This window comes from Geodermatophilus sp. SYSU D00815, assembly GCF_054050035.1.
Window position 1 is genome coordinate 1 of sequence record NZ_JBJGYO010000013.1, and the last position, 23,034, is coordinate 23,034.

Below are 23,034 nucleotides of genomic sequence, written 5' to 3' on the forward strand. Positions count from 1 at the left end.
CCCCACCCCCCGCCCCACGCCCCCCCCCCCCCCCCCCCCCCCCCCCCCCCCCCCCCCCCCGCCCCCCCCCCCCCCCCCCCCCCCCCCCCCCCCCCGGGCCTGTTGCCACGTGTAGACGGGAGGGAGCACGGCGTCGTCCATGCGGGCACCGTCCCGGCCGGCCCCACCGACCAGGGGGACCCGAACGGATCTGGGGACGGCTCATCCGCCTGTGGACGCCGGCCGCCGGTTGGTGATCGTCGGGTCGATGCCGCCGACACGCGCGGACACGCCGCCCCGAGCGGCAACGAGCCGATGATCAACCCGCGTTCAGGCGGGCCAGGTGGGACTCGGAGAGCTGCAGGTGGGCGGCCTCGGCGGAGTCGCGGATCGACGCCACGCGGGAGGCGCCCGGGATGGGGACGACGACGTCGGCCTGCGCGAGGTGCCAGGCCAGGGTCACGCGGTACACCGACACCCCGAGCTCCTCGGCCACCTCGGCGAAGGCGGGCGCCGCGGCGTCCAGCGAGCCCGCGGCCGACACCCCGCCGAACGGGCTCCACGGGATGAACGCCAGCCCGTGCGCCGCGCAGTGCTCCAGCTCGCCGTGCGAGGACCGGTAGCCCGGCGAGAACTGGTTCTGCACGCTCACCAGCGCCTCGCCGCAGATCTCCCGCGCGGCGTCGATCCGGTCGACCGAGGCGTTCGAGATGCCGACCATCCGCACCAGGCCGTCGTCGTGCAGCGAGCGCAGCGCGCCCATCGACTCCTCCCACGGCGTCGCGGGATCGGGCCGGTGGAACTGGTAGAGCCCGATCGCCTCCACCCCGAGCCGGCGCAGCGAGGCCTCGCAGGCCCGGCGCAGGTGCCCGGGCGTCCCGTCGAGCTCCCAGTCGCGGCCGCGCCGCGTGTGCCCGCCCTTGGTCGCGACCAGCACCTCGTCGGTCGACGCGCCGTACGAGCGCAGCGCGGCGGCGACCAGCGTCTCGTTGTGCCCGAACTCGGCCTCGTCGCGGGCGTAGGCGTCGGCGGTGTCGATCAGCGTCACCCCGGCGTCCAGCGCGGCGTGCACCACCGCCTCGGCCTCGGCCGGCGACGGCCGGTCCTCCTTGGTGGACAGGGGCATCGCCCCGAGCCCGATCGCACTGACCTGCACCCCGCCGATGCGTCGCTGCTGCACGGGGAGCGTCGTGCCCCGCGGGTAGCGTCGGGAACCGTGACATCGCTGTTCGACGAGCCCGCCGAGCAGACCGGCGGGGTCGACCCGGGTGCGCCGCTGGCCGTGCGCATGCGGCCGCGCTCGCTCGACGAGGTCGTCGGCCAGCAGCACCTGCTCGGCCCGCGCTCGCCGCTGCGCCGGCTGGTCGAGGCCGACGAGCCCATGTCGCTGGTCCTCTACGGCCCGCCCGGCACCGGCAAGACCACGCTCGCCCACGTCATCTCGCTGGCCACCAAGCGGCAGTTCGTGCAGCTGTCCGCGCTCGACTCCGGCGTCAAGGAGGTCCGCGCGGTCATCACCGCGGCCAAGCGGGAGCTCACCTACGCCGGCCGCCGCACGGTGCTGTTCATCGACGAGGTGCACCGCTTCTCCAAGACGCAGCAGGACAGCCTGCTGGCCGCGGTCGAGGACCGGATCGTCAGCCTGATCGCGGCCACCACGGAGAACCCCTTCTTCAGCGTGGTCAGCCCGCTGCTGTCCCGCTCGCTCGTGCTCGCGCTGCAGCCGCTCGACGACGCCGACGTCCGCACCCTGCTGCACCGGGCGCTCACCAGCGACCGCGGCCTGGACGGCGCGGTGACCCTCAGCGCCGAGGCCGAGGAGCACCTGGTCCGCATCGCCGGCGGCGACGGGCGCAAGGCGCTCACCGCGCTGGAGTCGGGCGCGGGGGCGGCGGTCTCCGCGGGCGCCACCGAGATCGACCTGCACACGCTGGAGACGGCGGTGGCGCAGGCCGCGGTGCGCTACGACCGGCAGGGCGACCAGCACTACGACGTCGCCAGCGCGCTGATCAAGTCGATCCGCGGCTCCGACGTCGACGCCGCGCTGCACTACCTCGCCCGCATGGTGGAGGCGGGGGAGGACCCGCGCTTCATCGCCCGGCGGCTGGTGATCTCGGCCAGCGAGGACATCGGCATGGCCGACCCCACGGCCCTGCAGACGGCGGTGGCCGCGGCCGAGGCCGTCGCCTTCATCGGCATGCCGGAGGGTCACTTCCCGCTCGCCCACGCCGTCGTCCACCTGGCCACCGCGCCCAAGTCGAACGCGATCACCGTCGCGATGGGGGAGTCGGTGGCCGACGTGCGGGCCGGGCTCGCCGGCCCCGTGCCGCCGGGGCTGCGCGACGCGCACTACGCCGGCGCCAAGAAGCTCGGCCACGGGAAGACCTACGTCTACCCGCACGACCACCCCGACGGCATCGTGCCGCAGCAGTACCCGCCCGACGCCCTCGTCGGCCGCGACTACTACCGCCCCACCAGCCGGGGAGCCGAGGCGGCCATCGGCGCGCGCCTGGCCAAGCTGCGCGCGATCCTCCGGCGCGCGCGCTGACGCCCGGGCAGTTGCCGAACGGGCGCCGGGGCCCGCGACTACTGTGACCACACGCCGGGCCGCCTCGTCCGCCCGGCGCCGCCGCGACGACAGGGAGAGACCGCGTGTCCGCAGGAGAGTGGGCCGGACTCATCGCAGCCCTTGCCCTGGTGCTGCTGGTGCTGCTGCTGGCCATCCCGCTGCTCAAGCTGGGGCGGGTGCTCGACGAGACGACGCTGACGATCCGGCAGACCCGGGAGCAGGCCGCGCCGATCCTCGCGCAGGCCGGCACCACCGTGGCGCACGTCAACAGCAACCTGGAGCGGGTGGACGACATCACCGGCAACGCCGCCAACGTGTCCAGCAACGTCGCCGCGCTGTCCAGCGTCGTCGCCGCCACCCTGGGCAGCCCGCTGATCAAGGTGGCCGCGTTCAGCTACGGCGTGCGCAGCGCCGCCCGCAAGAAGCGCGAGGGCCAGGCCATCGCCGAGGCCGAGCGCCGCGACCGCGAGGCGCGCCGCACGCGCCGGGCCGCCCGGCGGGCCGCCTGATGCGCCGGCTGTTCTGGCTCGCGATGGGCATCACCATCGGCGCCCTCGTCGTCCGCAAGCTGTCCGCCGCCGCGGAGAAGATGACCCCCGCCGGGATCCTCGGCTCGCTCGCCGACGGGCTGCGCGAGCTCGCCGAGGCGATCGGCGACTTCGGCGCCGACGTCCGGGCCGCCGCCGCCGAGCGCGAGGCCGAGCTGCGCGCCGGCACCGGTCTCGACGCCCCGCTGCCCACCCGTGACCAGCTGGCGCTGCCCGGCCGGCACGCCGCCGAGAGATGACATCCGGGGCCGCCCGGCCCCGCCCGAGCTGAAGTAGAGCCGAATGCAGACCGCCGAGATCCGCCGCCGCTTCCTCGAGCACTTCGCGGAACGCGGCCACACCGTCGTGCCCAGCGCCTCGCTGGTGTCGCCCGACCCGTCGCTGCTGTTCACCGTCGCCGGCATGGTGCCGTTCATCCCGTACCTGACCGGCCGCGAGCCCGCGCCGTACCCGCGGGCCACCAGCGTGCAGAAGTGCGTGCGCACCCTCGACATCGAGGAGGTGGGCAAGACCACCCGCCACGGCACGTTCTTCCAGATGAACGGCAACTTCTCCTTCGGCGACTACTTCAAGGAGGGCGCGGTCCAGCACGCCTGGGACCTGGTCACCGGCTCCCAGGCCGACGGCAAGCTCGGCTTCGACCCCGATCGCATCTGGGTCACCGTCTACCTCGACGACGACGAGGCCGCCGACGCGTGGAAGCGGATCGCCGGCCTGCCCGAGGAGCGGATCCAGCGCCGCGGGCTGAAGGACAACTACTGGCACACCGGCCAGCCCGGCCCCGGCGGACCGTGCAGCGAGATCTACTACGACCGCGGCCCGGAGCACGGCCGGGACGGCGGCCCGGTCGTCGACGAGGACCGGTTCCTCGAGATCTGGAACCTCGTCTTCATGCAGTACCAGCTCGACGACGTGCGCTCCAAGGAGGAGTTCACGATCGTCGGCGACCTGCCGAAGAAGAACATCGACACCGGCATGGGCCTGGAGCGGGTCGCCTACCTGCTGCAGGGCGTGAACAACCTCTACGAGATCGACGAGGTCGCCCCGGTGCTGCGCCGCGCGGCCGAGCTCGCCGGGGTCGAGTACGGCAAGGACCACGAGGCCGACGTCCGGCTGCGGGTCGTCGCCGACCACGTGCGCAGCGGGCTGATGCTCATCGGCGACGGCGTCACCCCCGGCAACGAGGGCCGCGGGTTCGTCCTGCGCCGGCTGCTGCGCCGCGCCGTCCGCTCGATGAAGCTGCTCGGCGTCGACGAGGCCACCCTGCCCGAGCTGCTGCCCGTCTCCCGCGACGCGATGAGCCCGAGCTACCCGGAGCTGGCCGGCGACTTCGCGCGCATCTCCGCGGTCGCCTACGCCGAGGAGGAGGCCTTCCGGCGCACCCTCGTGTCGGGGACGACCCTGTTCGACACGGCGGTCGCCGCGGCCAAGCGGGCCGGGACGCCGCGGCTCACCGGCGACCAGGCGTTCACTCTGCACGACACCTACGGCTTCCCGATCGACCTCACCCTCGAGATGGCCGCCGAGCAGGGCGTCACCGTCGACGAGGAGGGCTTCCGCGGCCTGATGCAGCAGCAGCGCGACCGCGCCCGCGCCGACGCCCGCGCGAAGAAGACCGGCACGGCCGGCGTCCAGGCCTACCAGCGGCTGCTGGCCGAGCACGGGCCCACCGACTGGCAGGCCTACGCCACGCTGCGCACCGACTCCCGCGTCCTCGGCGTCGTCACCGACCTCGACGAGGACGGCGACGCGGTGGCCGCGGCGGGGGAGGTCACCCGCGTCGTGCTCGACCGCACGCCCTTCTACGCGGAGTCCGGCGGCCAGGTCGCCGACGCCGGCGAGCTGGTCTGGGACGGCGGCCGAGCCGAGGTGCTCGACGTGCAGCGGCCGGTGAAGGGCCTGGTCGCCCACCAGGTGCGCGTCCTCGAGGGCGAGCTGCGCCCCGGCGCCGAGCTGGTCGCCGAGGTCGACCGCGAGTGGCGGCTGTCGGCCTGCCAGGCGCACTCGGGCACCCACGTGGTGCACGCGGCGCTGCGCCAGGTGCTCGGCCCGCAGGCGCTGCAGTCGGGCTCCTACAACCGCCCCGGCTACCTGCGGCTGGACTTCGCCTGGCAGGGCGCGCTGACCCAGCAGCAGCGGCACGACATCGAGGACGTCGCCAACGCCGCCGTCCGCGCCGACCACCCGGTGAGCGCGACCTACATGTCGCTGCCGGAGGCCCAGGCCATCGGTGCGCTGGCGCTGTTCGGCGAGACCTACGGCGAGCAGGTGCGCGTCGTCGAGATCGGCGGCCCCTGGTCGCGGGAGCTCTGCGGCGGCACGCACGTGCGCGGCAGCGCGCAGATCGGCACGCTGGCGCTCACCGGCGAGTCCTCGGTCGGCTCCGGGGCGCGCCGCGTGGAGGCGGTGGTGGGCCTGGAGGGCTTCCGCTACCTCGCGCGCGAGCGCGACCTCGTCCGCCAGCTCGGCGACCTGCTCAAGACCCCGACCGACGGGCTCGTCGAGCGGGTCAGCGGCATGCTGGCCCGGCTGCGCGACGTCGACAAGGAGCTCGCCGAGCTGCGCGCCCAGCAGACCCTCGCCGCCGCGGCCACCCTGGCCCAGCAGGCGAAGGACGTCGACGGCGTCGCGGTGGTCACCGGCGCGCCCGACGGCCTGACGGGCGGCGACCTGCGCACACTGGCCCTCGACGTGCGCGGCCGGCTGGGCAACGACCGGCCCGCCGTCGTCCTGCTCGCGTCAGGGGCCGGCGGCAAGGTGGCGGTGGTCGCGGCGCTGAACCCCGCCGCGGTGCAGCGGGGGCTGAAGGCGGGCGAGCTCGTCACGCTCGCCACCGGCCACGTCGGCGGCAAGGGCGGCGGCAAGCCCGACGTGGCCCAGGGCGGCGGCACCGATGCCGCGGGGATCCCCGCAGCGCTCAAGGCCGGAGAAGAGGCGGTCGCGGCCGCCGTCGGGAGGTAGAGATGAGCGAGTACAACCCGGAGGACACCGGACCGGTCGGGGAGCGCAAGCGCAAGCTGCCCGCCGTCCCGCCCGCCCGGCCCCGTGCCACGCCCGGGCAGCAGCAGTACCACCCGACCACCGAGATCGACCTGTCGCGGGGCTTCCCGCCGGTCTCCCACGAGACCGCCGAGATCGACCTGTCGAAGGGGCTGCCGGGCGGGCTCACGGTGCCCCCGCGGCAGGCCCGCCGCAACGGGCGCGTGATGGGCATCGACGTCGGCACGGTGCGGGTCGGCGTCGCCCTGTCCGACGTCACCGGCACGCTCGCCAGCCCGCTGGAGACGGTCAAGCGGGCCGCGGACGAGGCCGACCTCGACCGCCTGGCCGCCCTCGTGGCGGAACACGAGGTGACCGAGGTGGTGGTGGGAGAGCCGAGGCACCTGTCAGGTGCGTCGGGGGCCTCGGCGCAGGACGCCACGGCCTACTCTCGGGCACTGGCCGGGCGCATCGGGAACGTGCCCGTGCACCTCGTCGACGAAAGGCTCTCCACCGTGACCGCCGCCAACTCCCTCCGGGAAGCGGGCCGCGACAGCCGCGCCCAGCGCTCGGTGATCGACCAGGCCGCCGCCGTGGTGATCCTGCAACACTTCCTCGATTCGCGGAGGTCTTCCTCGTGACCGGGCCGGGCGCGCCGCGACCGCGCGGGCGGCACGCGTCGCCCGACGACCCCGCGAGCAGCGTCCCGGCCTCCTGGCCACCGCACCCCACCGCCGAGCCGACCCCCGGCCGCGCCCCGCGGGAGCAGCGCTCCCCGTGGGGGGCCGACCGCTGGGACGACGACACGGCGGCCCTCCCGGTCGCGCGGCAGCCCCGCCGGGCCGACCGGCTGGCCGGCGCCTCCACCGGCGGCGTGCGCCGGGTCTCCGGCCTGCTCGACCGCGACGCCGAGGACACCGGCCCGGTGCCGGTCGAGTGGCGCCACCGGGGCGGCCCCGAGCGGCCGGAGCCCCGCCCGTCCGGGGACGACCCCGCGCCCGGGTGGGGCCGCAACGGCGCCGACGACAGCGGCCGGCACCCCTCCGCCCCCCTCCCGCCCCCGCCGCCGGGCGCCTGGTCGAAGCTCGGCCGCCGCGGCGACGACGACCAGGCCACCCAGGCCCAGCCGCTGCGCCCCGCGCTGCCCGGTGAGCGCCCCGACGAGCGCCCCGACGACGACGCCACCGAGGCGCACGCCGTCGACCCGCAGGTCTGGGAGGAGCAGACCGGCGGGCTGGAGGTCATCGGCGCGCACGTCGACGAGGAGCCGCGCGGCCGCCGGCGCCGCCGCGGGGCCGAGGCACGACCGGCCGAGCACCTCGACGAGCTGGACGACGAGCACCCCGACGCCCTCGACGACGAGCCGCACGACGACGACCTGCTGCACGACGACGACATCCCGTTCGTGGCCGACGAGGGCCGGCGCCGGCGGCGCCGCCGCCCGCTGGCGGTCCTGGTGGCCCTCCTGGTGCTCTGCGCCCTGGGCGCGGGCATCTTCCTGGGTGGCCAGAAGCTGCTCGGCCTGTTCGTGGCCGAGGACTACCCCGGCCAGGGCACCGGCAGCGTCGACATCCGCGTGCAGGACGGCGACACGCTCAGCGACATCGGCCGGACCCTCGTCGACGCCGACGTGATCGCCTCGGTGGGCCCGTTCGTCGACGCCGCCGAGACCGAGCCCGCCGCCATGGGCATCACCGCCGGCGTCTACCGCATGCGGCTGCAGATGAGCGGCGCCGCCGCCCTCGACCTGCTGCTGGACCCCGCGTCCCGGCAGGTCTCGCGGGTCACCGTGCCCGAGGGGCTGCGCGCGAGCACCACCCTCGAGCGCACCGCCGAGGCCACCGGCATCCCGCTGGCCGACTTCCAGGCCGCGGCCGCCGACCCGGCCGCGCTCGGGCTGCCCCCCTACGCCAACGGGATGCTCGAGGGCTGGCTGTTCCCGGCCACCTACGACGTCGAGCCGGGGGACACCGCCGCCGACGTCCTCGCCGCCATGATCGCCCGCACCACCCAGCTCCTCGACGAGCTCGGCGTGCCCGAGGACCAGCGGCTGACCGTGCTCACCAAGGCCAGCCTCGTGCAGGCCGAGGCGGCCACCGCCGAGGACATGGCCCGCGTGGCCCGGGTGATCCAGAACCGGCTGGACAGCGGCATGCAGCTGCAGTTCGACACCACGGTGAACTACGCGACCGGCAAGACCGGGATCACCACGACGCCGGAGGACCGCGCCAACCCGTCGCCGTACAACACCTACCTGCACGCCGGGCTGCCCCCCGGTCCGATCGACAACCCCGGCGAGCAGGCCGTCCGCGCCGTCCTGGCCCCGGCCGACGGCAACTGGCTGTTCTTCGTCGTCGTCAACCCCGACACCGGGGAGACCCGGTTCGCGGCGACGGCCGAGGAGCACGCCGCGAACGTGGCGCTGTTCCAGCAGTGGCTGCGGGAGAACCCCGGGGGATGACGGCCGGAGCGACCGGCCGGCCGGACGGCGCGCCGTGAGGGCCGCCGTCATCGGCCGGCCGGTCAGCCACTCGCTCTCGCCGCTGCTGCACCGGGCGGCGTACGCCGCGCTGGGGCTGACCGACTGGACCTACGACGCGCTCGACCTGGGCGCGGAGGACGTCCCGACGCTGCTCGCCGGCCTCGGCGAGGAGTGGCGGGGCTTCTCGGTGACGATGCCGTGCAAGCAGGCGGCCGCCGAGGCCGCCGACGTCGTCGAGCCGCTGCCGCGGCTGCTGCGGGCGGCCAACACCCTGGTCCGCACCGAGCAGGGCTGGCGCGCGGAGAACACCGACGTGACCGGCATCGGCATGGCCCTCCAGCTCGGGGGCGTGGAGTCGGTGGCCCACGCGGCGATCGTCGGCGCCGGCGGCACCGCCGTCGCGGCCGCGGTCGCGCTCTGCTCGCTGGGCGCCGAGCAGGTGGACGTCGCCGTCCGCGAGCCGGCGCGGGCCGCCGACCTGGCCCGCGTGCTCGGCACGCTCGGCGTCACCGCGAAGGTCACCCCGCTCGCCGGGACCGTGGTCGACGCCCCCGTGGTCGTCAGCACCGTGCCGATCGGCGCCCAGCCGGCGCTGCTCGACCTCGGCTGGCGCGCGGGCCAGACGGTGCTCGACGTCCTGTACGCCCCGTGGCCGACGCCGCTGGCGGAGCGGATCGCGGGCGCCGGCGGCACCGTGATCAGCGGTCTCGAGGTGCTGTTGTGGCAGGCCACCGCCCAGGTCGAGCTCATGACCGGGCACCCCGCGCCGATCGCGGAGATGCGCGCCGCGCTCGACGCCCGCTGACGCCGTGGGGCTGCTCCTCGCCGCGCTCACCGGCCTGGGCGCGGGGCCGTGGCTGGCGCGGACGGCCGCCCGGCTGGCGGCCCGCGACGCCGCCGCCCGGCCGTCGGTGCCGGCCGTGGTCGGCACCGCGCTGCTCGCCGCCGTCCTGGTGCCCGGGGCGGTGCTGCTGACCGGCGCCCGCCCGGCCACCGCCGCCTACGTCTGGGCCGCCGGCGCGGCGCTCGTGCTGGCCGGCACCGATCTCGCCGCGCACCGGCTGCCCGACGTCGTCACCCTCCCCTCCTACGCCGTCTGCGCCGCCGCCCTGGTCGCCGACGCCGCCCTGCTGGGCACCTGGTCCGCGCTGCTGCGGGCGGCCCTGGCCGCGGCCGCCGCCTTCGGCCTGGCCGCGCTCGGCGCCTTCGCCTCGCCGGAGGGGCTCGGCTTCGGCGACGTCAAGCTGCTGGGGCTGCTCGGCCTGCTCCTGGGCTGGGTGGGCTGGGGCGTGCTCCTCGCCGGGGTGTTCGCGGGGCTGCTGATCGGCGCCGGGGTGTCGCTGCTGCTGCTCGCCCTGCGGCGGGTCGGCTGGCGCACCGCGCTGCCGTTCGGCCCGCCGTTGCTCGTCGGCGCGGTGCTCGCGCTCGCCGCCGCGGGACCGCTGTAGGGCCCCGTCCAGGACCCGCTCGAGCTCGCGGGGGAAGGGGAGGAAGGGGGTCCTTCTAGACTCTCGGCCATGTTGCGCTGGCTGACCGCCGGTGAGTCGCACGGCCAGCAGCTCACCGCCATCCTCGAGGGCCTCCCGGCCGGCGTCGAGGTCCGGAGGACCGACATCGACGCCGCCCTGGCCCGCCGCCGCCTCGGGCACGGCCGCGGCGCCCGCATGTCCTTCGAGCAGGACGAGGTGACGCTCACCGGCGGGGTGCGCCACGGGCTCACGATGGGCGGGCCGATCGCCGTCCAGGTGGGCAACACCGAGTGGCCCAAGTGGACGACGGTCATGTCGCCCGACCCGGTCGACCCCGAGGTGCTGGCCGGGCAGGCGCGCAACGCCCCGCTCACCCGGCCGCGGCCCGGCCACGCCGACCTCGCGGGCATGCAGAAGTACGGCTTCGACGACGCCCGGCCGGTGCTCGAGCGCGCCAGCGCCCGCGAGACCGCGGCCCGGGTGGCGCTCGGCGCGATCGCCCAGGCGTTCCTCCGCCAGACGCTGGGCGCCGAGGTGGTCAGCCACGTCGTCGCCATCGGCCCGGTCACCGTGCCCGACGGCGTCGTCCCGGGCCCCCAGGACGGCGCGCGCATCGACGACGACCCGGTGCGCTGCGCCGACCCGGCCACCAGCGAGCTCATGGTGGCCGAGATCGACGACGCCCGGAAGAACGGCGACACCCTCGGCGGCGTGGTCGAGGTGGTCGTCCACGGCCTGCCGCCGGGCCTGGGCAGCCACGTGCACTGGGACCGCCGGCTCGACGCCCGGCTGGCCGCCGCGCTCATGGGCATCCAGTCGGTCAAGGCGGTCGAGGTCGGCGACGGGCTGGAGACCGCCCGCCGCCGCGGCTCGGTGGCCCACGACGAGATCGTGAGCGAGGACGGCCGGGTGCGGCGGGTCACCGACCGGGCCGGCGGCATCGAGGGCGGCATGACCAACGGCGAGGTGCTGCGGGTGCGCGCGGCGATGAAGCCGATCTCCACCGTGCCCCGCGCGCTGGCCACGGTCGACGTCGCCACCGGGGAGCCGGCGGTGGCGATCAACCAGCGCAGCGACGCCTGCGCCGTGCCGCGCGGCACCGCCGTGGCCGAGGCGATGGTCGCCCTGGTGCTGGCCGACGCGGCGCTGGAGAAGTTCGGCGGCGACTCGGTGGCCGAGACCCGCCGCAACGCGCGGGCCTACCTCGACACCCTCGCGATCCGGTGAGCGGCCCCGTGCTGGTGCTCGTCGGCCCCCCGGCGAGCGGGAAGACGACGGTGGGCGGCGGGGTCGCCGAGATCCTCGGGGTCGCCTTCCGCGACACCGACTCCGACATCGAGGACGTCGCCGGCGCGACGGTGGCCGACCTGTTCGTGCAGCACGGCGAGCCGCACTTCCGGGCGCTGGAGGAGCAGGCGGTGGCCCGGGCCCTCGCCGAGCACGACGGGGTCCTCGCCCTGGGCGGCGGCGCGGTGACCAGTGCGGCCACCCGGGAGCTGCTGGTCTCCTACGGCCGCGCCGGAGGCACGGTGGTCTGGCTCGACGTCGACCTGCCCTCGGCCGCCAAGCGGGTGGGGCTCTCCCGCGACCGGCCGATCCTCGGCGTGAACCCCCGCGCGATGCTGCGGCAGATGCTGGAGACCCGCGCGCCGCTCTACGACGAGGTGTCCACGCACACGGTGGCCACGGGCGGCCGCGAGCCCGGGGACGTGATCGCCGACGTGAGCGCCCTGGTGCACGCCGCGAGGTCCACGCCGTGAGGCGCGTGGTCACCGTCGCCGGCGACAAGCCCTACGACGTGGTCATCGGGCCCGGCGCGGCCGCCGAGCTCGGCATGGTCCTGGCCGGGACGGCCCGCGCCGCGGTCGTCCACGCCCCGCCGCTGGCCGCGGCGGCCGGCGCCGCGGTCGAGGCGCTGCAGACCGCCGGCGTGGCCGCCGAGGCGGTCGTCGTCCCCGACGGCGAGGCGGCCAAGACCGCGCAGGTCGCGGCGCAGGTGTGGGAGGAGTTCGGCCGGCTGGGGCTGACCCGCTCCGACGCCGTCGTCGGCGTCGGCGGGGGAGCGGTCACCGACCTCGCCGGGTTCCTCGCCGCCACCTGGACGCGCGGCGTGCGCGTCGTGCAGGTGCCCACCAGCCTGCTCGGCATGGTCGACGCGGCCGTCGGCGGCAAGACCGGCATCAACACCGCGGCCGGCAAGAACCTGGTCGGGGCGTTCCACCCGCCGGCCGCCGTGCTGGCCGACACCGGCCTGCTGGCGGGCCTGCCGGAGCCGGAGTTCCGCTCGGGTCTGGCCGAGGTGGTCAAGTGCGGCTTCATCGCCGACGGCCGCATCCTCGAGCTGCTGGAGGCCGACCCCACCGGGCGGGCCGGCACCGCCGAGCTCATCGAGCGCTCGGTGCGGGTCAAGGCCGACGCCGTGGGGGAGGACCTCTTCGACACCGGGCGGCGCGAGTTCCTCAACTACGGGCACACCCTGGGCCACGCGATCGAGCGGGTCGAGGACTTCGGCTGGCGGCACGGCGAGGCGGTCGCCGTCGGCCTGGTCTTCGCCGCCGCGCTGGGCCACCAGGCGGGGCTGCTGACCGCCGCGGACGTCGACCGGCACCGCTCGCTGGTCGACCGGATGGGGCTGCCCACGCGCTACGCCGGCGACTGGGCGCGGCTGCAGGCGGTGATGCGGGTGGACAAGAAGGCCCGCGGTGCCTCGCTGCGCTTCGTCGTCCTCGACGGGCTGGGCAACCCGACCATCCTGACCGACCCCGACCAGGCCTGGCTCGACGCCGCCTGGGCGGCCGTGTGCGAGGAGAACGCGTGACGATCCAGGTCCTCAACGGTGCCAACCTCGGCCGGCTGGGGCTGCGCGAGCCGCAGATCTACGGCTCGACGACGTACGCCCAGCTGGTGGAGGTGGTCGAGAAGACCGCGCACGAGCTGGAGATGGACGTCGCGGTGCGGCAGACCGACGACGAGGGCCAGCTCATCCGCTGGGTGCACGCCGCGGCCGACGCCCGCGACCCGGTCGTGCTCAACCCCGGCGGGTGGTCGCACACCTCCGTCGTCCTGCGCGACGCGCTGGCCGGGCTGAACGCGCCGCTGGTCGAGGTGCACATCACCAACATCCACAAGCGGGAGGAGTTCCGGCACCACTCCTACGTCTCCGGCGTCGCCGACGGCGTCATCGCCGGGCTGGGCGTGGAGGGGTACGTGCTGGCGCTGCAGTGGATGGCCCTGCGGGGGATCCGGTGAGGCGGCAGCGAGTGAGCACCGCAGCGAGCTCTGCGAGCGAGGAGCGGAGCGAGCGCGGAGCCGAACGGGGGGCACGGTGAGGACGGCGCAGCGCCGCGACGTGCTGCGGGCCACCGCCGCGCAGCGGGGCCTGGACGCCGTCCTGGTGACGAACCTGCTCAACGTGCGCTACCTGACCGGTTTCACCGGCTCCAACGGCGCGCTGCTGGTGCGCGCCGACGGGGCCGACCTCTTCGGCACCGACGGCCGGTACACCACCCAGGCCGGCACCCAGGTGCCCGACGTCGAGCTACTGGTCGACCGGAACACGGTGGCCGGCCTGGCCGCCGAGGCGGTGCGGCGCGGCGCGGGCCGGATCGGCTACGAGAGCCACCACCTCACCGTCGACGGCCTGGCCGCGCTGGAGGCGGTGCTCGCCGACGCGGCCGCCGGCGGCCCGCTGCCCGAACTGGCCAGCATCCGCCGCGCGGTGGAGGCGCAGCGGGCGGTCAAGGACGACGCCGAGGTCGAGTCGCTGCGCCGGGCCTGCGCGATCGCCGACCGGGCGCTGGCCGAGCTCGCCGCGGAGGGCGCGCTGCGGCCGGGCCGCACCGAGCTGGAGGTCGGCCGCGAGCTCGACGCGCGCATGCTGGCGCTGGGTGCCGAGGCGCCGTCCTTCGAGACGATCGTCGCCGCGGGGGCCAACTCGGCCATCCCGCACCACCGGCCCGACCGCACCGAGCTGCGCGACGGCGACCTGCTCAAGCTCGACTTCGGGGCGACCGTCGACGGCTACCACTCCGACATGACCCGCACGCTCGTGCTGGGGGCGGCGGCCGACTGGCAGCGGGAGGTCTACGCGCTGGTGGCCGAGGCGCAGGCCGCCGGCCGGGCGGCGCTCGCCGTGGGCGCCGACGTCGTCGCCGTCGACGAGGCCGCCCGCGACGTGATCGCCGCCGCGGGCCACGCCGAGCACTTCACCCACGGGCTCGGGCACGGCGTCGGCCTGGAGATCCACGAGGCGCCGGGCATCGGCCCGCTGGGCGCGGGTACCCTGGCCGCCGGCATGGCCGTCACCGTGGAGCCGGGCGTCTACCTGCCCGGTCACGGCGGTGTCCGGATCGAGGACACGCTGGTCGTCACGGCGGACGGACCCGAGTTGTTGACCCTCACGAGCAAGGAACTGCTGGTCCTCTAGATGGCTACCACCAACGACCTCAAGAACGGCATGGTCCTCAACCTCGACGGCCAGCTCTGGACCGTCACCGAGTTCCAGCACGTCAAGCCGGGCAAGGGCGGCGCGTTCGTGCGCACCACGCTCAAGAACGTGCTCTCGGGCAAGGTCGTCGACAAGACGTTCAACGCGGGCACCAAGGTCGACACCGCCACGGTCGACAAGCGCTCGATGTCCTACCTGTACAAGGACGGCAGCGACTTCGTCTTCATGGACCTGGAGACCTACGACCAGATCCACGTCCCGGCGGAGACCGTCGGTGACGGCGCGAACTACCTGCTGGAGAACACCGAGGTCGTCGTCGCCGTGCACGAGGGCACCCCCCTCTACGTCGAGCTGCCGGTGACCCTGGAGCTGGTGGTCGAGCACACCGACCCGGGCCTGCAGGGCGACCGCTCCACCGGCGGCACCAAGCCCGCCACCCTCGAGACCGGGGCGCAGATCCAGGTGCCGCTGTTCGTCAACACCGGCGACAGGCTCAAGGTCGACACCCGCGACGGCCGGTACCTCGGCCGCGCGAACTGATCCCCGCACGCTGATGGCCGCACGTTCCAAGGCGCGCAAGCGCGCCGTCGACGTCCTGTACGCGGCCGACCTCCGCGGCCGGGACCGGCGCGAGCAGCTCGCCGACGAGGTGGGCGCCGGCCAGCCGCCGGTGAACGAGTACACCGTGCGGTTGGTGGAGGGCGTCGTCGAGCACTCCGCGCAGATCGACCGGCTGGTCGACGAGCACGCGCGGGGCTGGACGCTGGAGCGGCTGCCCGACGTCGACCGCGCGATCCTGCGCATGGCGACCTTCGAGCTGCTGTGGGCCGACGACGTGCCCGACGCCGTGGCGATCGACGAGGCCGTGCAGCTGGCCAAGGCGCTGTCCACCGACGACTCACCGGCGTTCGTCAACGGCGTCCTGTCAGCGATCGCCGCCGCCCAGGTGTGACGTGACCGGCCTGCCGGACCGCCTCGCCGAGGCGGTCCGGCGGCTGTCGGCGCAGCGGTCGCCGTGCGTCGTCGGCATCGACGGCCCGGACGCCGCCGGCAAGACCACCCTCGCCGACCGGCTGGCCGGGCTGCTGGGCGCCGCGCGCGTCCGCGGTGACGGGTTCCTGCACCCGCGCGAGCACCGCTACCGCCGCGGCGAGCTCTCTCCGGAGGGGTGCTACCGCGACTCGTTCGACGACGCGGCGCGGTTCGGGTCGGCCGAGGAGGTCGAGCGCCGCTACCGCGCCCGCTACCTGCCCGCCCAGGAGCTGTACCGGGCGGAGGCCGACCCCGAGACGCGGGCCCACGTGCTGGTCGACAACGAGGACGTCACGGCGCCGCGGGTGCCGCGGTGGCGCCTGCCGGGCCGCTGACCGCCCCGGAGGGGCCGGGTCGGCCGCCGGTGACCGATGGTGCCGCGGGGATCGCGCGGGCGCCCGGGAGCTGGTGCGGGTCCGCGGTCAGTGCAGGTCCCGGCGCGCGAAGAGCGCCACACCGGCGGCGACCAGCGCCGCCGTCACCGCGCCCAGCACCAGGCCGCCCTGCAGGTTGCCCACCAGGTACTCGGTCATCGTCGCGAACCCGTCGGCGTCCGGTCGGCCCTCCTCGAGGAACAGCCGCAGCCCGCCGGGGTTGACCAGCGCGACGGCGTTGTTCGTCAGCAGCCACGGCTGCCACGTGGGGCGCAGCGCGCGGATCGCGGTCTCGACGACGGCGAAGTAGACGAACCCCGCGCCCAGCGCGGCGCCGGTGTTGCGGATCAGGTTGGCCAGACCGAACCCGGCCAGCGCCGCCAGCACGGTGAGGACGACGGCCCGTCCCTGCAGGGCGACCAGGTCGGACCAGAAGCCCTCCGGCGGGGTGGCGCCGTCCCCGGCCACCGCCGACAGGATCCCGGCCATCGCCAGCCACGCGGCCTGGGCGACCGCGCCGAGGGCGGCGCCGCCGACGGCCAGGACTCCCAGCTTGACCCCCATGACCCGGTACCGCCGGGGTTCCCAGAACAGCAGCGCGACGATCGACCGGGTCGACCACTCGGCGCCGATCCAGGTGGCGCCGAGCAGGAACGCGAGCACCGCCGCCGCCGCGGCGAAGCCCAGCGCGCCGCCCCGTGCCTCGGCCACGAAGGAGAAGGGCGCCTCGTCGAGGAACATGCCCAGCGGCAGGTCGTCCGCCGTGATCGGCGGACCGCAGACCTGCTCCGGCGGGACGTCGTCGGGCAGGCCCGGGTCGGCGAGGCACTGCTGGCGCCCCTCGTTGGAGGCCGCGACGTTCGCCGCCTGCTGCTGCCGCGCCGCGGCCAGCTCGTCCGCGGTCGGATGCCCGAACTGGGTGAGCCCGATGACGACGGCGGTGAGCCAGCCGAGCAGCAGCAGAGCGAGGAGGACCTGGATGAACCGGCGGGCCCGGAACCGGTGCGCCTCGGCGCGGAGCAGCCCGCCGAGGGGAGCGGCCGGGGCCTCGGGGCCGGCGGTCACGACTGGTCCCCGGTGATCGCGAGGAAGGCGCTCTCCAGGTCGGCGCTCAGCGGGGTGAGCTCCTCGAGGTAGTGGCCGTGCTCGGCGAGCACGCGGGTGATCTCGCCCGGGCTGGCCACGGCGTGGACGACCAGGGCGTCGGTGCCGGCGGAGACGGCGAACCCGGCGCCGGCCAGCACGGCGGCGGCCGCGGTGGGCTCCGGCACGCGCACACGCACGTCCCCGGTGGAACGGCTGGCCAGCACCTCGGCGACCGGGCCGCTGGCCACCCGCCGGCCGCGCGCCAGGATCGACACCGAGTCGCACACCTGCTGGATCTCCGCGAGCAGGTGGGAGGAGAGCAGCACCGTCGTCCGGCCGTCGGTGCCCAGCCGCCGGATCAGCTCGCGGACGTCACGGATGCCGGCCGGGTCCAGGCCGTTGCTCGGCTCGTCGAGGATCAGCAGCCGAGGCTCCTTCAGCAGCGCCGCGGCGATGCCCAGCCGCTGCTTCATGCCCAGCGAGTAGCCCTTGAAGCGGTCGTCGGCGCGCTCGCGCAGGTCGACCAGCTCGAGGACCTCCTCGACCCGGGCGCGCGGCACGCCGGCCGCCTCGGCCAGCAGGCGCAGGTTGAGCCGGCCGGAGAAGCCGGGGAAGAACAGCGGGGTCTCCACCAGCGCGCCGACGTCGGGGACCACCGCCGGCAGCGCCTCGGGGACCGGGCGGTCCAGCAGCCGGACCTCGCCGGCCTCGGCGGCGACCAGGCCGAGCAGCACCCGGATCGTCGTCGTCTTGCCCGAGCCGTTCGGCCCGAGGAACCCGTGCACGCCGCCGGACTCCACGAGCAGCTCCAGGCCGTCGAGCGCCTTCTGCGGGGGCCGGCCGCGTCGCCGGTAGCTCTTGGTGACCCCCGTCATCTCCACCGCGGGCATGGCGAGCACCTTGGCACGGCAGCGGGCGGAACGGGCGGAACCGGCACGGCAGGGTCCCGCATGACGACGCGGGTGCGGGGCCGGAGGCCTCCCGACCGTGTCGTCGGCAGGGCTCAGCTCGGCCGGGGTACGGCACGTGGCCGCCCTGCCGCCCGGTAGGGCGACGACGTGATCGTCAGCGCGGGCTGCGGCGGCGCTCCCAGTGCGGGTCGGGGTCCTCGTCGTCGTCCCCGCCGCCGGCGATGCCCTCCATGCCGGGGTTGAGCACGCCCCACTCGATGAGCTTCGAGGTGAGCTCGTCGGGGCTCATGTCGTAGATGATCGCCAGCGACTTGAGGTCCTCGGCCCGGATGGAGAGGACCTTGCCGTTGTAGTCGTGCCGCTGCGCCTGGATGGTCGAGGCGTAGCGGGCCAGCGGGCCGGCCTCGTCGGCCGGCAGCGAGCCGAGCGACTCGAGGTTGAGCACGATCTTCGTGGTGGAGGTGACCGCGGAGCTCGGTCGCGGGTCGGGGAGCAGCTCGGAGACCGGCACGCCGTAGAACACGGCGAGCTCGGAGAGCCGCTGCACGGTCACGGCCCGGTCGCCGCGCTCGTACGACCCGACGACGACGGCCTTCCACCGGCCGTGGGACTTGTCCTCCACACCCTGCAGCGACAGGCCCTGCTGGTTGCGGATGGCGCGGAGGCGGGCCCCCAGGGCCCGTGAGTAGTCGGTGCTCATGGCGTCCTGCTCACTGTCCGTCGTCGGCATGGGTGCTCATCGGTGACTGAGCGTACTGGTCACTGCTCGTACGCAACAGCAGACACACCTTGGCAGGTCCGTCCCCTCTGCGGGTACCTCGCCACGCACCCCTCACGCAGCGTCAGCCGGTGCGCCGGTTCCGGGGCACCCGGTCGGGGGAGCGGGCGCGGTGCAGTACCGTGGACGCCGGTCCACCCGCTCCTTTAACGACCCGTCCCGTGAGGCGGGGAAGGAGGCCTGATGGCCGGCTCGTCCCCGGCTGCCCCCGTCACCCCGGGAGCACTGCTCTCCGCCACCGACGTCGCCCGCGTGGTCGACCGGATGGCCCACCAGCTGATCGAGAAGTCCGGCGACCACCTCGCCGACCTCGTCCTCGTCGGCATCCCCACCCGCGGCGCCCCGCTGGCCCGCCGGCTCGCCGCCCGCGTCGAGGCCTTCTCCGGCACCGCGATCGACGTCGGCACCGTCGACATCACCCTCTACCGCGACGACCTGCGCATGCGCGGGGTCCGGGCGCTGGAGTCGACGGTGGTGCCCGACGCCGGCATCGACGGGCGCCTCGTCGTGCTCGTCGACGACGTCCTGTTCTCCGGCCGCTCGGTGCGCGCCGCGCTCGACGCGCTGCGCGACCTCGGCCGGCCGCGGGCGGTGCAGCTCGCCGTCCTCGTCGACCGCGGCCACCGCGAGCTGCCGATCCGCGCCGACTACGTGGGCAAGAACGTGCCCACGTCGCGCAGCCAGTCGGTGAAGGTGCACCTGACCGAGGTGGACGGCGTCGACGAGGTGCTGCTGACCGAGGGGGAGGCCGCGAGGTGAAGCGACACCTGCTGGAGGCGGCCGACCTCGACCGCGACGACGCCACGCTCGTCCTGGACACCGCTGCGCAGATCGAGTCGGCGCTGGCCGGCCGCGAGGTGAAGAAGCTGCCGACGCTGCGCGGCCGCACGGTGGTCAACCTCTTCTTCGAGGACTCCACCCGCACCCGCATCAGCTTCGAGCTGGCCGCCAAGCGGCTGTCGGCCGACGTCATCAACTTCTCGGCCAAGGGCTCCAGCGTGTCGAAGGGCGAGAGCCTCAAGGACACCGCGCTGACCCTGGAGGCGATGGGCAGCGACGCCATCGTCGTCCGCCACTCGGCCTCCGGCGCCCCGCACCGGCTGGCGCACTGGGTGCGCGGCAGCGTGGTCAACGCCGGCGACGGCACGCACGAGCACCCCACCCAGGCGCTGCTCGACGCCTACACGATCCGGCACCGGCTGGGCCGGCTCGACGGCGTGCGGGTGGCGATCGTCGGCGACGTCCTGCACAGCCGGGTGGCCCGCTCCAACGTCCGGCTGCTGCACACCCTCGGCGCCGAGGTGACCCTGGTCGCGCCGCCGACGCTGCTGCCGGTGGGCGTGGGCAGCTGGCCGGTGGCGGTCAGCTACGACCTCGACGCCGTGCTGCCCAAGGCCGACGTGGTGATGATGCTGCGCGTGCAGGCCGAGCGGATGAACGCCTCGTTCTTCCCCAGCGCCCGCGAGTACAGCCGCCGCTACGGCCTCGACGCCGTCCGGATGGCCGCCCTCGCCGACGACGCCATCGTCATGCACCCCGGGCCGATGAACCGCGGCATGGAGATCGCCGCCGAGGTGGCCGACTCGGTCCGCTCGACGATCGTCGAGCAGGTCGGCAACGGCGTCAGCGTCCGCATGGCCGTCCTGTACCTGCTGCTCGGGGGAGCTCCCCGGTGAGCGAGCATCGAGCGACGGCGCGGAAGCGGACGTCCGGGCGGAGCGGGGGGATGACGCGGTGACCGTTCTGATCAAGGGGGCCCGCCTCTACGGCGAGGACCCCGTCGACCTCGTGCTCAAGGACGGCGTCATCGCCTCGGTCGGCGCCGGGCTGTCGGTCCCGACCGCCGCGGTGGTCGACGCCGACGGGCTGGTCGCGCTGCCCGGCCTGGTCGACCTGCACACCCACCTGCGCGAGCCCGGCCGCGAGGACACCGAGACCGTCGAGACCGGCAGCCGCGCCGCCGCCCTGGGCGGGTTCACCGCGGTGCACGCCATGGCCAACACCGACCCGGTCGCCGACACCGCGGGCGTCGTCGAGCAGGTCTGGCGGCTGGGCCGGCAGGCCGGGCTGGTCGACGTCGTCCCGGTCGGCGCGGTGACCGTCGGCCTGGCCGGGGAGCGGCTGGCCGAGCTCGGCGCCATGGCCGACTCCGCCGCCCGCGTGCGGGTGTTCTCCGACGACGGGAAGTGCGTCGCCGACCCGGCCCTCATGCGCCGCGCGCTGGAGTACGTCAAGGCCTTCGACGGCGTCGTCGCCCAGCACGCCGAGGAGCCGCGGCTGACCGTCGGCGCCCAGATGAACGAGGGCGACCGCTCCGCCCGGCTCGGCCTCGGCGGCTGGCCGGCCGCGGCCGAGGAGTCGATCATCGCCCGCGACGTGCTGCTCGCCGGGCACGTGGGGGCGCGGCTGCACGTCTGCCACGTCTCCACCGCCGGCTCGGTGGAGATCCTGCGCTGGGCCAAGGGCCGCGGCGTCCAGGTGACCGCCGAGGTGACCCCGCACCACCTGCTGCTCACCGACGAGTGCGTCGAGGGCTACGACCCGGTGTTCAAGGTCAACCCGCCGCTGCGCACCGACGAGGACGTCGAGGCGCTGCGGGCGGCGCTGGCCGACGGCACGATCGACGCCGTCGCCACCGACCACGCCCCGCACGCCGTGGAGGACAAGGAGTGCGAGTGGGCGCTGGCCCGCCCCGGCATGCTGGGGCTGGAGCAGGCGCTCGGCGTGGTCGTGCAGACCATGGTCGAGACCGGCCTGCTCGACTGGCGCGGCGTCGCCGACCGGATGTCGGTGCGCCCGGCGGCCATCGGGCGCCTGGCCGAGCACGGCCGCCCGCTCGCCGTCGGCGAGCCGGCCAACCTGCTGCTGCTCGACCCGGCGCACCGCGCTGCCGTCGACCCGGCCGCGCTGGCCAGCCGCAGCCGCAACAGCCCCTACGCCGGCCGGGAGCTGCCCGGCCGGGTGGTCGCCACGTTCCTGCGCGGCGAGGCGACGGTCCTGGACGGGAAGGCGGTCCGGTGACGCCCGGGCCCCAGCGCCCCGGAACGGCGAGATCGGCGATCTCGTACGCGCACGGCGGGCATACCGCGCGAGATCGCCGATCTCGCCGGGTGATCGACGGAAAGGCAGTTCGTTGAGGGAAGCGATCCTCGTGCTCGAGGACGGCAGGACGTTCCGGGGCGCGGCCTACGGGGCGGTCGGGACGACGGTCGGCGAGGCGGTGTTCGCCACCGGGATGACCGGCTACCAGGAGACGCTGACCGACCCGAGCTACGCCGGCCAGATCGTCACCATGACCGCCCCGCACATCGGCAACACCGGGGTCAACGACGAGGACGACGAGAGCCGCCGCATCTGGGTGGCCGGGTTCGTCGTCCGCGATCCGGCCCGCCGCCCGGCGAACTGGCGGGCCACCGGCACGCTCGACGACGAGCTGGCCGCGCAGGGCGTCGTCGGCATCAGCGGCATCGACACCCGCGCGCTGACCCGCCACCTGCGCGAGCGGGGCGCGATGCGCGCCGGCATCTCCACCGAGCTCGACGCCGAGGCGCTGCTGCACGAGGTGCGCGCCGCCGAGGGCATGGTCGGCGCCGACCTGGCCCCGACGGTGAGCACCGCCGAGCCCTACGTCGTCCCGGCGGTGGGGGAGAAGCGGTTCACCATCGCCGCGCTCGACCTGGGCATCAAGACCGCCACCCCGCGCCACCTCGCCGAGCTCGGCGTCGAGACGCACGTGCTGCCCTCCACGGCCACCGCCGAGGACCTGCTCGCCGCCGGCCCCGACGGCGTCTTCCTCTCCAACGGCCCGGGCGACCCCGCCGCCGCCGACTACGCGGTCGCGGCGGTCACGGGCGTCCTCGAGGCGCGCCGGCCGCTGTTCGGCATCTGCTTCGGCAACCAGATCCTCGGCCGCGCCCTCGGCCTGGGCACCTACAAGCTGCGCTTCGGCCACCGCGGGCTCAACCAGCCGGTGCTCGACCGGGTCAGCGGCACGGTCCGGGTCACCAGCCACAACCACGGCTTCGCCGTCGACGCCCCGCTCGACCGGCCGACCGACACCCCCTTCGGGCGGGTCGAGGTCAGCCACGTGGGCCTCAACGACGACGTCGTCGAGGGGCTGCGGCTGCTGGACGCGCCGGCGTTCAGCGTGCAGTTCCACCCGGAGTCGGCGGCCGGGCCGCACGACGCCGCGCCGCTGTTCCAGCGGTTCGTGGACCTGATGGCGCACAACCGCGGGGACGGCGAGGCGGTCAGCCCGCCGCCCGTGGTCGAGCGCTCGACGGGGGAGCGGGACCGGTGAGCGCCCCGCACCGCCCCTCGCCCGCCGGGATCTGCGATCTCGTGGCCTCGGCGGGCCCGATGACCACGAGAGCGCGGATC

At 75.4% G+C, this 23,034-nt stretch carries 24 protein-coding genes; 20 read left to right on the forward strand and 4 right to left on the reverse strand.

Annotated elements, in window-relative coordinates; all coding sequences use genetic code 11:
• Positions 1-298: 298 nt before the first annotated feature.
• Positions 299-1,159, reverse strand: coding sequence for an aldo/keto reductase (locus ACI78S_RS15245; RefSeq protein ID WP_456974739.1), 861 nt, complete (start codon positions 1,157-1,159; stop codon positions 299-301).
• Between the two features lie 36 nt (positions 1,160-1,195).
• Between ACI78S_RS15245 and ACI78S_RS15250 the strand changes: the two genes are divergently transcribed.
• The 16 genes from ACI78S_RS15250 (at position 1,196) to ACI78S_RS15325 (ending at position 15,840) form a co-directional block, all read left to right on the forward strand.
• Positions 1,196-2,527 carry a replication-associated recombination protein A gene (locus tag ACI78S_RS15250; RefSeq protein ID WP_456974741.1) on the forward strand — a complete coding sequence of 444 codons (1,332 nt, stop codon included), beginning with the start codon at positions 1,196-1,198 and terminating at the stop codon, positions 2,525-2,527.
• 104 nt (positions 2,528-2,631) lie between these two features.
• Complete coding sequence (locus ACI78S_RS15255; RefSeq protein WP_456974743.1) at positions 2,632-3,057, forward strand: DUF948 domain-containing protein; 426 nt, start codon at positions 2,632-2,634, stop codon at positions 3,055-3,057.
• Entirely contained in the window at positions 3,057-3,335 is a 279-nt protein-coding gene (locus tag ACI78S_RS15260; protein ID WP_456974745.1) for a hypothetical protein, read from the forward strand. Before ACI78S_RS15255 ends, ACI78S_RS15260 begins: the two co-directional genes overlap by 1 nt.
• Positions 3,336-3,378: 43 nt before the next feature.
• Positions 3,379-6,057 carry an alanine--tRNA ligase gene (gene alaS, locus ACI78S_RS15265; protein ID WP_456974747.1) on the forward strand — a complete coding sequence of 893 codons (2,679 nt, stop codon included), beginning with the start codon at positions 3,379-3,381 and terminating at the stop codon, positions 6,055-6,057.
• Positions 6,058-6,059: 2 nt separating this feature from the next.
• Positions 6,060-6,716: a Holliday junction resolvase RuvX gene (gene ruvX / locus ACI78S_RS15270; RefSeq protein ID WP_456974749.1), complete on the forward strand. Its 657-nt coding sequence runs from the start codon at positions 6,060-6,062 to the stop codon at positions 6,714-6,716.
• Positions 6,713-8,536, forward strand: a complete 1,824-nt coding sequence (gene mltG / locus ACI78S_RS15275) for an endolytic transglycosylase MltG (protein ID WP_456974751.1) — start codon at positions 6,713-6,715, stop codon at positions 8,534-8,536. The genes ruvX and mltG overlap by 4 nt, the downstream gene beginning before the upstream one ends.
• 34 nt (positions 8,537-8,570) lie before the next feature.
• Entirely contained in the window at positions 8,571-9,362 is a 792-nt protein-coding gene (locus tag ACI78S_RS15280; protein ID WP_456974753.1) for a shikimate dehydrogenase, read from the forward strand.
• A 4-nt stretch (positions 9,363-9,366) separates the two neighbouring features.
• The gene (locus ACI78S_RS15285; RefSeq protein ID WP_456974755.1) at positions 9,367-10,005 is read left to right on the forward strand and encodes a prepilin peptidase; all 639 of its coding nucleotides are present in this window, start codon (positions 9,367-9,369) and stop codon (positions 10,003-10,005) included.
• Between the two features lie 69 nt (positions 10,006-10,074).
• Positions 10,075-11,253 carry a chorismate synthase gene (gene aroC / locus ACI78S_RS15290; RefSeq protein WP_456974757.1) on the forward strand — a complete coding sequence of 393 codons (1,179 nt, stop codon included), beginning with the start codon at positions 10,075-10,077 and terminating at the stop codon, positions 11,251-11,253.
• Positions 11,250-11,786 carry a shikimate kinase gene (locus ACI78S_RS15295; protein ID WP_456974759.1) on the forward strand — a complete coding sequence of 179 codons (537 nt, stop codon included), beginning with the start codon at positions 11,250-11,252 and terminating at the stop codon, positions 11,784-11,786. Before aroC ends, ACI78S_RS15295 begins: the two co-directional genes overlap by 4 nt.
• Positions 11,783-12,844 (forward strand): 3-dehydroquinate synthase, encoded by a 1,062-nt coding sequence (aroB, locus tag ACI78S_RS15300; RefSeq protein ID WP_456974761.1) that lies wholly within the window; start codon positions 11,783-11,785, stop codon positions 12,842-12,844. Before ACI78S_RS15295 ends, aroB begins: the two co-directional genes overlap by 4 nt.
• Entirely contained in the window at positions 12,841-13,275 is a 435-nt protein-coding gene (gene aroQ / locus ACI78S_RS15305; protein WP_456974763.1) for a type II 3-dehydroquinate dehydratase, read from the forward strand. The genes aroB and aroQ overlap by 4 nt, the downstream gene beginning before the upstream one ends.
• A 76-nt stretch (positions 13,276-13,351) precedes the next feature.
• Positions 13,352-14,452, forward strand: a complete 1,101-nt coding sequence (locus ACI78S_RS15310) for a M24 family metallopeptidase (RefSeq protein WP_456974765.1) — start codon at positions 13,352-13,354, stop codon at positions 14,450-14,452.
• Entirely contained in the window at positions 14,453-15,013 is a 561-nt protein-coding gene (efp, locus tag ACI78S_RS15315; protein ID WP_456974767.1) for an elongation factor P, read from the forward strand. It abuts the gene before it with no gap.
• Positions 15,014-15,026: 13 nt separating this feature from the next.
• Positions 15,027-15,425, forward strand: coding sequence for a transcription antitermination factor NusB (gene nusB, locus ACI78S_RS15320; RefSeq protein ID WP_456974769.1), 399 nt, complete (start codon positions 15,027-15,029; stop codon positions 15,423-15,425).
• Position 15,426: 1 nt separating this feature from the next.
• A complete protein-coding gene (locus ACI78S_RS15325) occupies positions 15,427-15,840 on the forward strand; it encodes a hypothetical protein (protein ID WP_456974771.1) in 414 nt (137 codons plus the stop codon).
• Between the two features lie 87 nt (positions 15,841-15,927).
• Here the strand turns inward: ACI78S_RS15325 and ACI78S_RS15330 are convergent, their stop codons facing one another.
• The 3 genes from ACI78S_RS15330 to bldD all read right to left on the reverse strand — a co-directional run bounded on the left by ACI78S_RS15330 (position 15,928) and on the right by bldD (position 18,576).
• A complete protein-coding gene (locus ACI78S_RS15330) occupies positions 15,928-16,944 on the reverse strand; it encodes a hypothetical protein (RefSeq protein WP_456974773.1) in 1,017 nt (338 codons plus the stop codon).
• The gene (locus ACI78S_RS15335) at positions 16,941-17,855 is read right to left on the reverse strand and encodes an ABC transporter ATP-binding protein (protein ID WP_456974775.1); all 915 of its coding nucleotides are present in this window, start codon (positions 17,853-17,855) and stop codon (positions 16,941-16,943) included. The genes ACI78S_RS15330 and ACI78S_RS15335 overlap by 4 nt, the downstream gene beginning before the upstream one ends.
• A gap of 175 nt (positions 17,856-18,030) precedes the next feature.
• Positions 18,031-18,576 carry a transcriptional regulator BldD gene (gene bldD, locus ACI78S_RS15340; RefSeq protein WP_456974777.1) on the reverse strand — a complete coding sequence of 182 codons (546 nt, stop codon included), beginning with the start codon at positions 18,574-18,576 and terminating at the stop codon, positions 18,031-18,033.
• A 261-nt stretch (positions 18,577-18,837) separates the two neighbouring features.
• On the opposite strand from bldD, the gene pyrR reads away from it, so the two are divergent.
• The 4 genes from pyrR (at position 18,838) to carA (ending at position 22,954) form a co-directional block, all read left to right on the forward strand.
• Entirely contained in the window at positions 18,838-19,413 is a 576-nt protein-coding gene (pyrR, locus tag ACI78S_RS15345) for a bifunctional pyr operon transcriptional regulator/uracil phosphoribosyltransferase PyrR (RefSeq protein WP_456974779.1), read from the forward strand.
• On the forward strand, positions 19,410-20,330 hold the full coding sequence (locus ACI78S_RS15350) for an aspartate carbamoyltransferase catalytic subunit (protein ID WP_456974781.1): 921 nt from the start codon (positions 19,410-19,412) through the stop codon (positions 20,328-20,330). The genes pyrR and ACI78S_RS15350 overlap by 4 nt, the downstream gene beginning before the upstream one ends.
• A gap of 58 nt (positions 20,331-20,388) precedes the next feature.
• Positions 20,389-21,675: a dihydroorotase gene (locus tag ACI78S_RS15355; RefSeq protein ID WP_456974783.1), complete on the forward strand. Its 1,287-nt coding sequence runs from the start codon at positions 20,389-20,391 to the stop codon at positions 21,673-21,675.
• Positions 21,676-21,787: 112 nt separating this feature from the next.
• Positions 21,788-22,954, forward strand: coding sequence for a glutamine-hydrolyzing carbamoyl-phosphate synthase small subunit (carA, locus tag ACI78S_RS15360; RefSeq protein ID WP_456974785.1), 1,167 nt, complete (start codon positions 21,788-21,790; stop codon positions 22,952-22,954).
• Positions 22,955-23,034 lie beyond the last annotated feature (80 nt).

Bases quoted from the DNA above. Each gene is read 5' to 3' on its own strand.
- aroC (WP_456974757.1), top strand. From the start codon at position 10,075: ATGTTGCGCTGGCTGACCGCCGGTGAGTCGCACGGCCAGCAGCTCACC.
- ACI78S_RS15335 (WP_456974775.1), bottom strand. From the start codon at position 17,855: ATGCCCGCGGTGGAGATGACGGGGGTCACCAAGAGCTACCGGCGACGC.
- ACI78S_RS15260 (WP_456974745.1), top strand. From the start codon at position 3,057: ATGCGCCGGCTGTTCTGGCTCGCGATGGGCATCACCATCGGCGCCCTC.
- efp (WP_456974767.1), top strand. From the start codon at position 14,453: ATGGCTACCACCAACGACCTCAAGAACGGCATGGTCCTCAACCTCGAC.
- bldD (WP_456974777.1), bottom strand. From the start codon at position 18,576: ATGAGCACCGACTACTCACGGGCCCTGGGGGCCCGCCTCCGCGCCATC.
- ruvX (WP_456974749.1), top strand. From the start codon at position 6,060: ATGAGCGAGTACAACCCGGAGGACACCGGACCGGTCGGGGAGCGCAAG.
- alaS (WP_456974747.1), top strand. From the start codon at position 3,379: ATGCAGACCGCCGAGATCCGCCGCCGCTTCCTCGAGCACTTCGCGGAA.
- nusB (WP_456974769.1), top strand. From the start codon at position 15,027: ATGGCCGCACGTTCCAAGGCGCGCAAGCGCGCCGTCGACGTCCTGTAC.
- pyrR (WP_456974779.1), top strand. From the start codon at position 18,838: ATGGCCGGCTCGTCCCCGGCTGCCCCCGTCACCCCGGGAGCACTGCTC.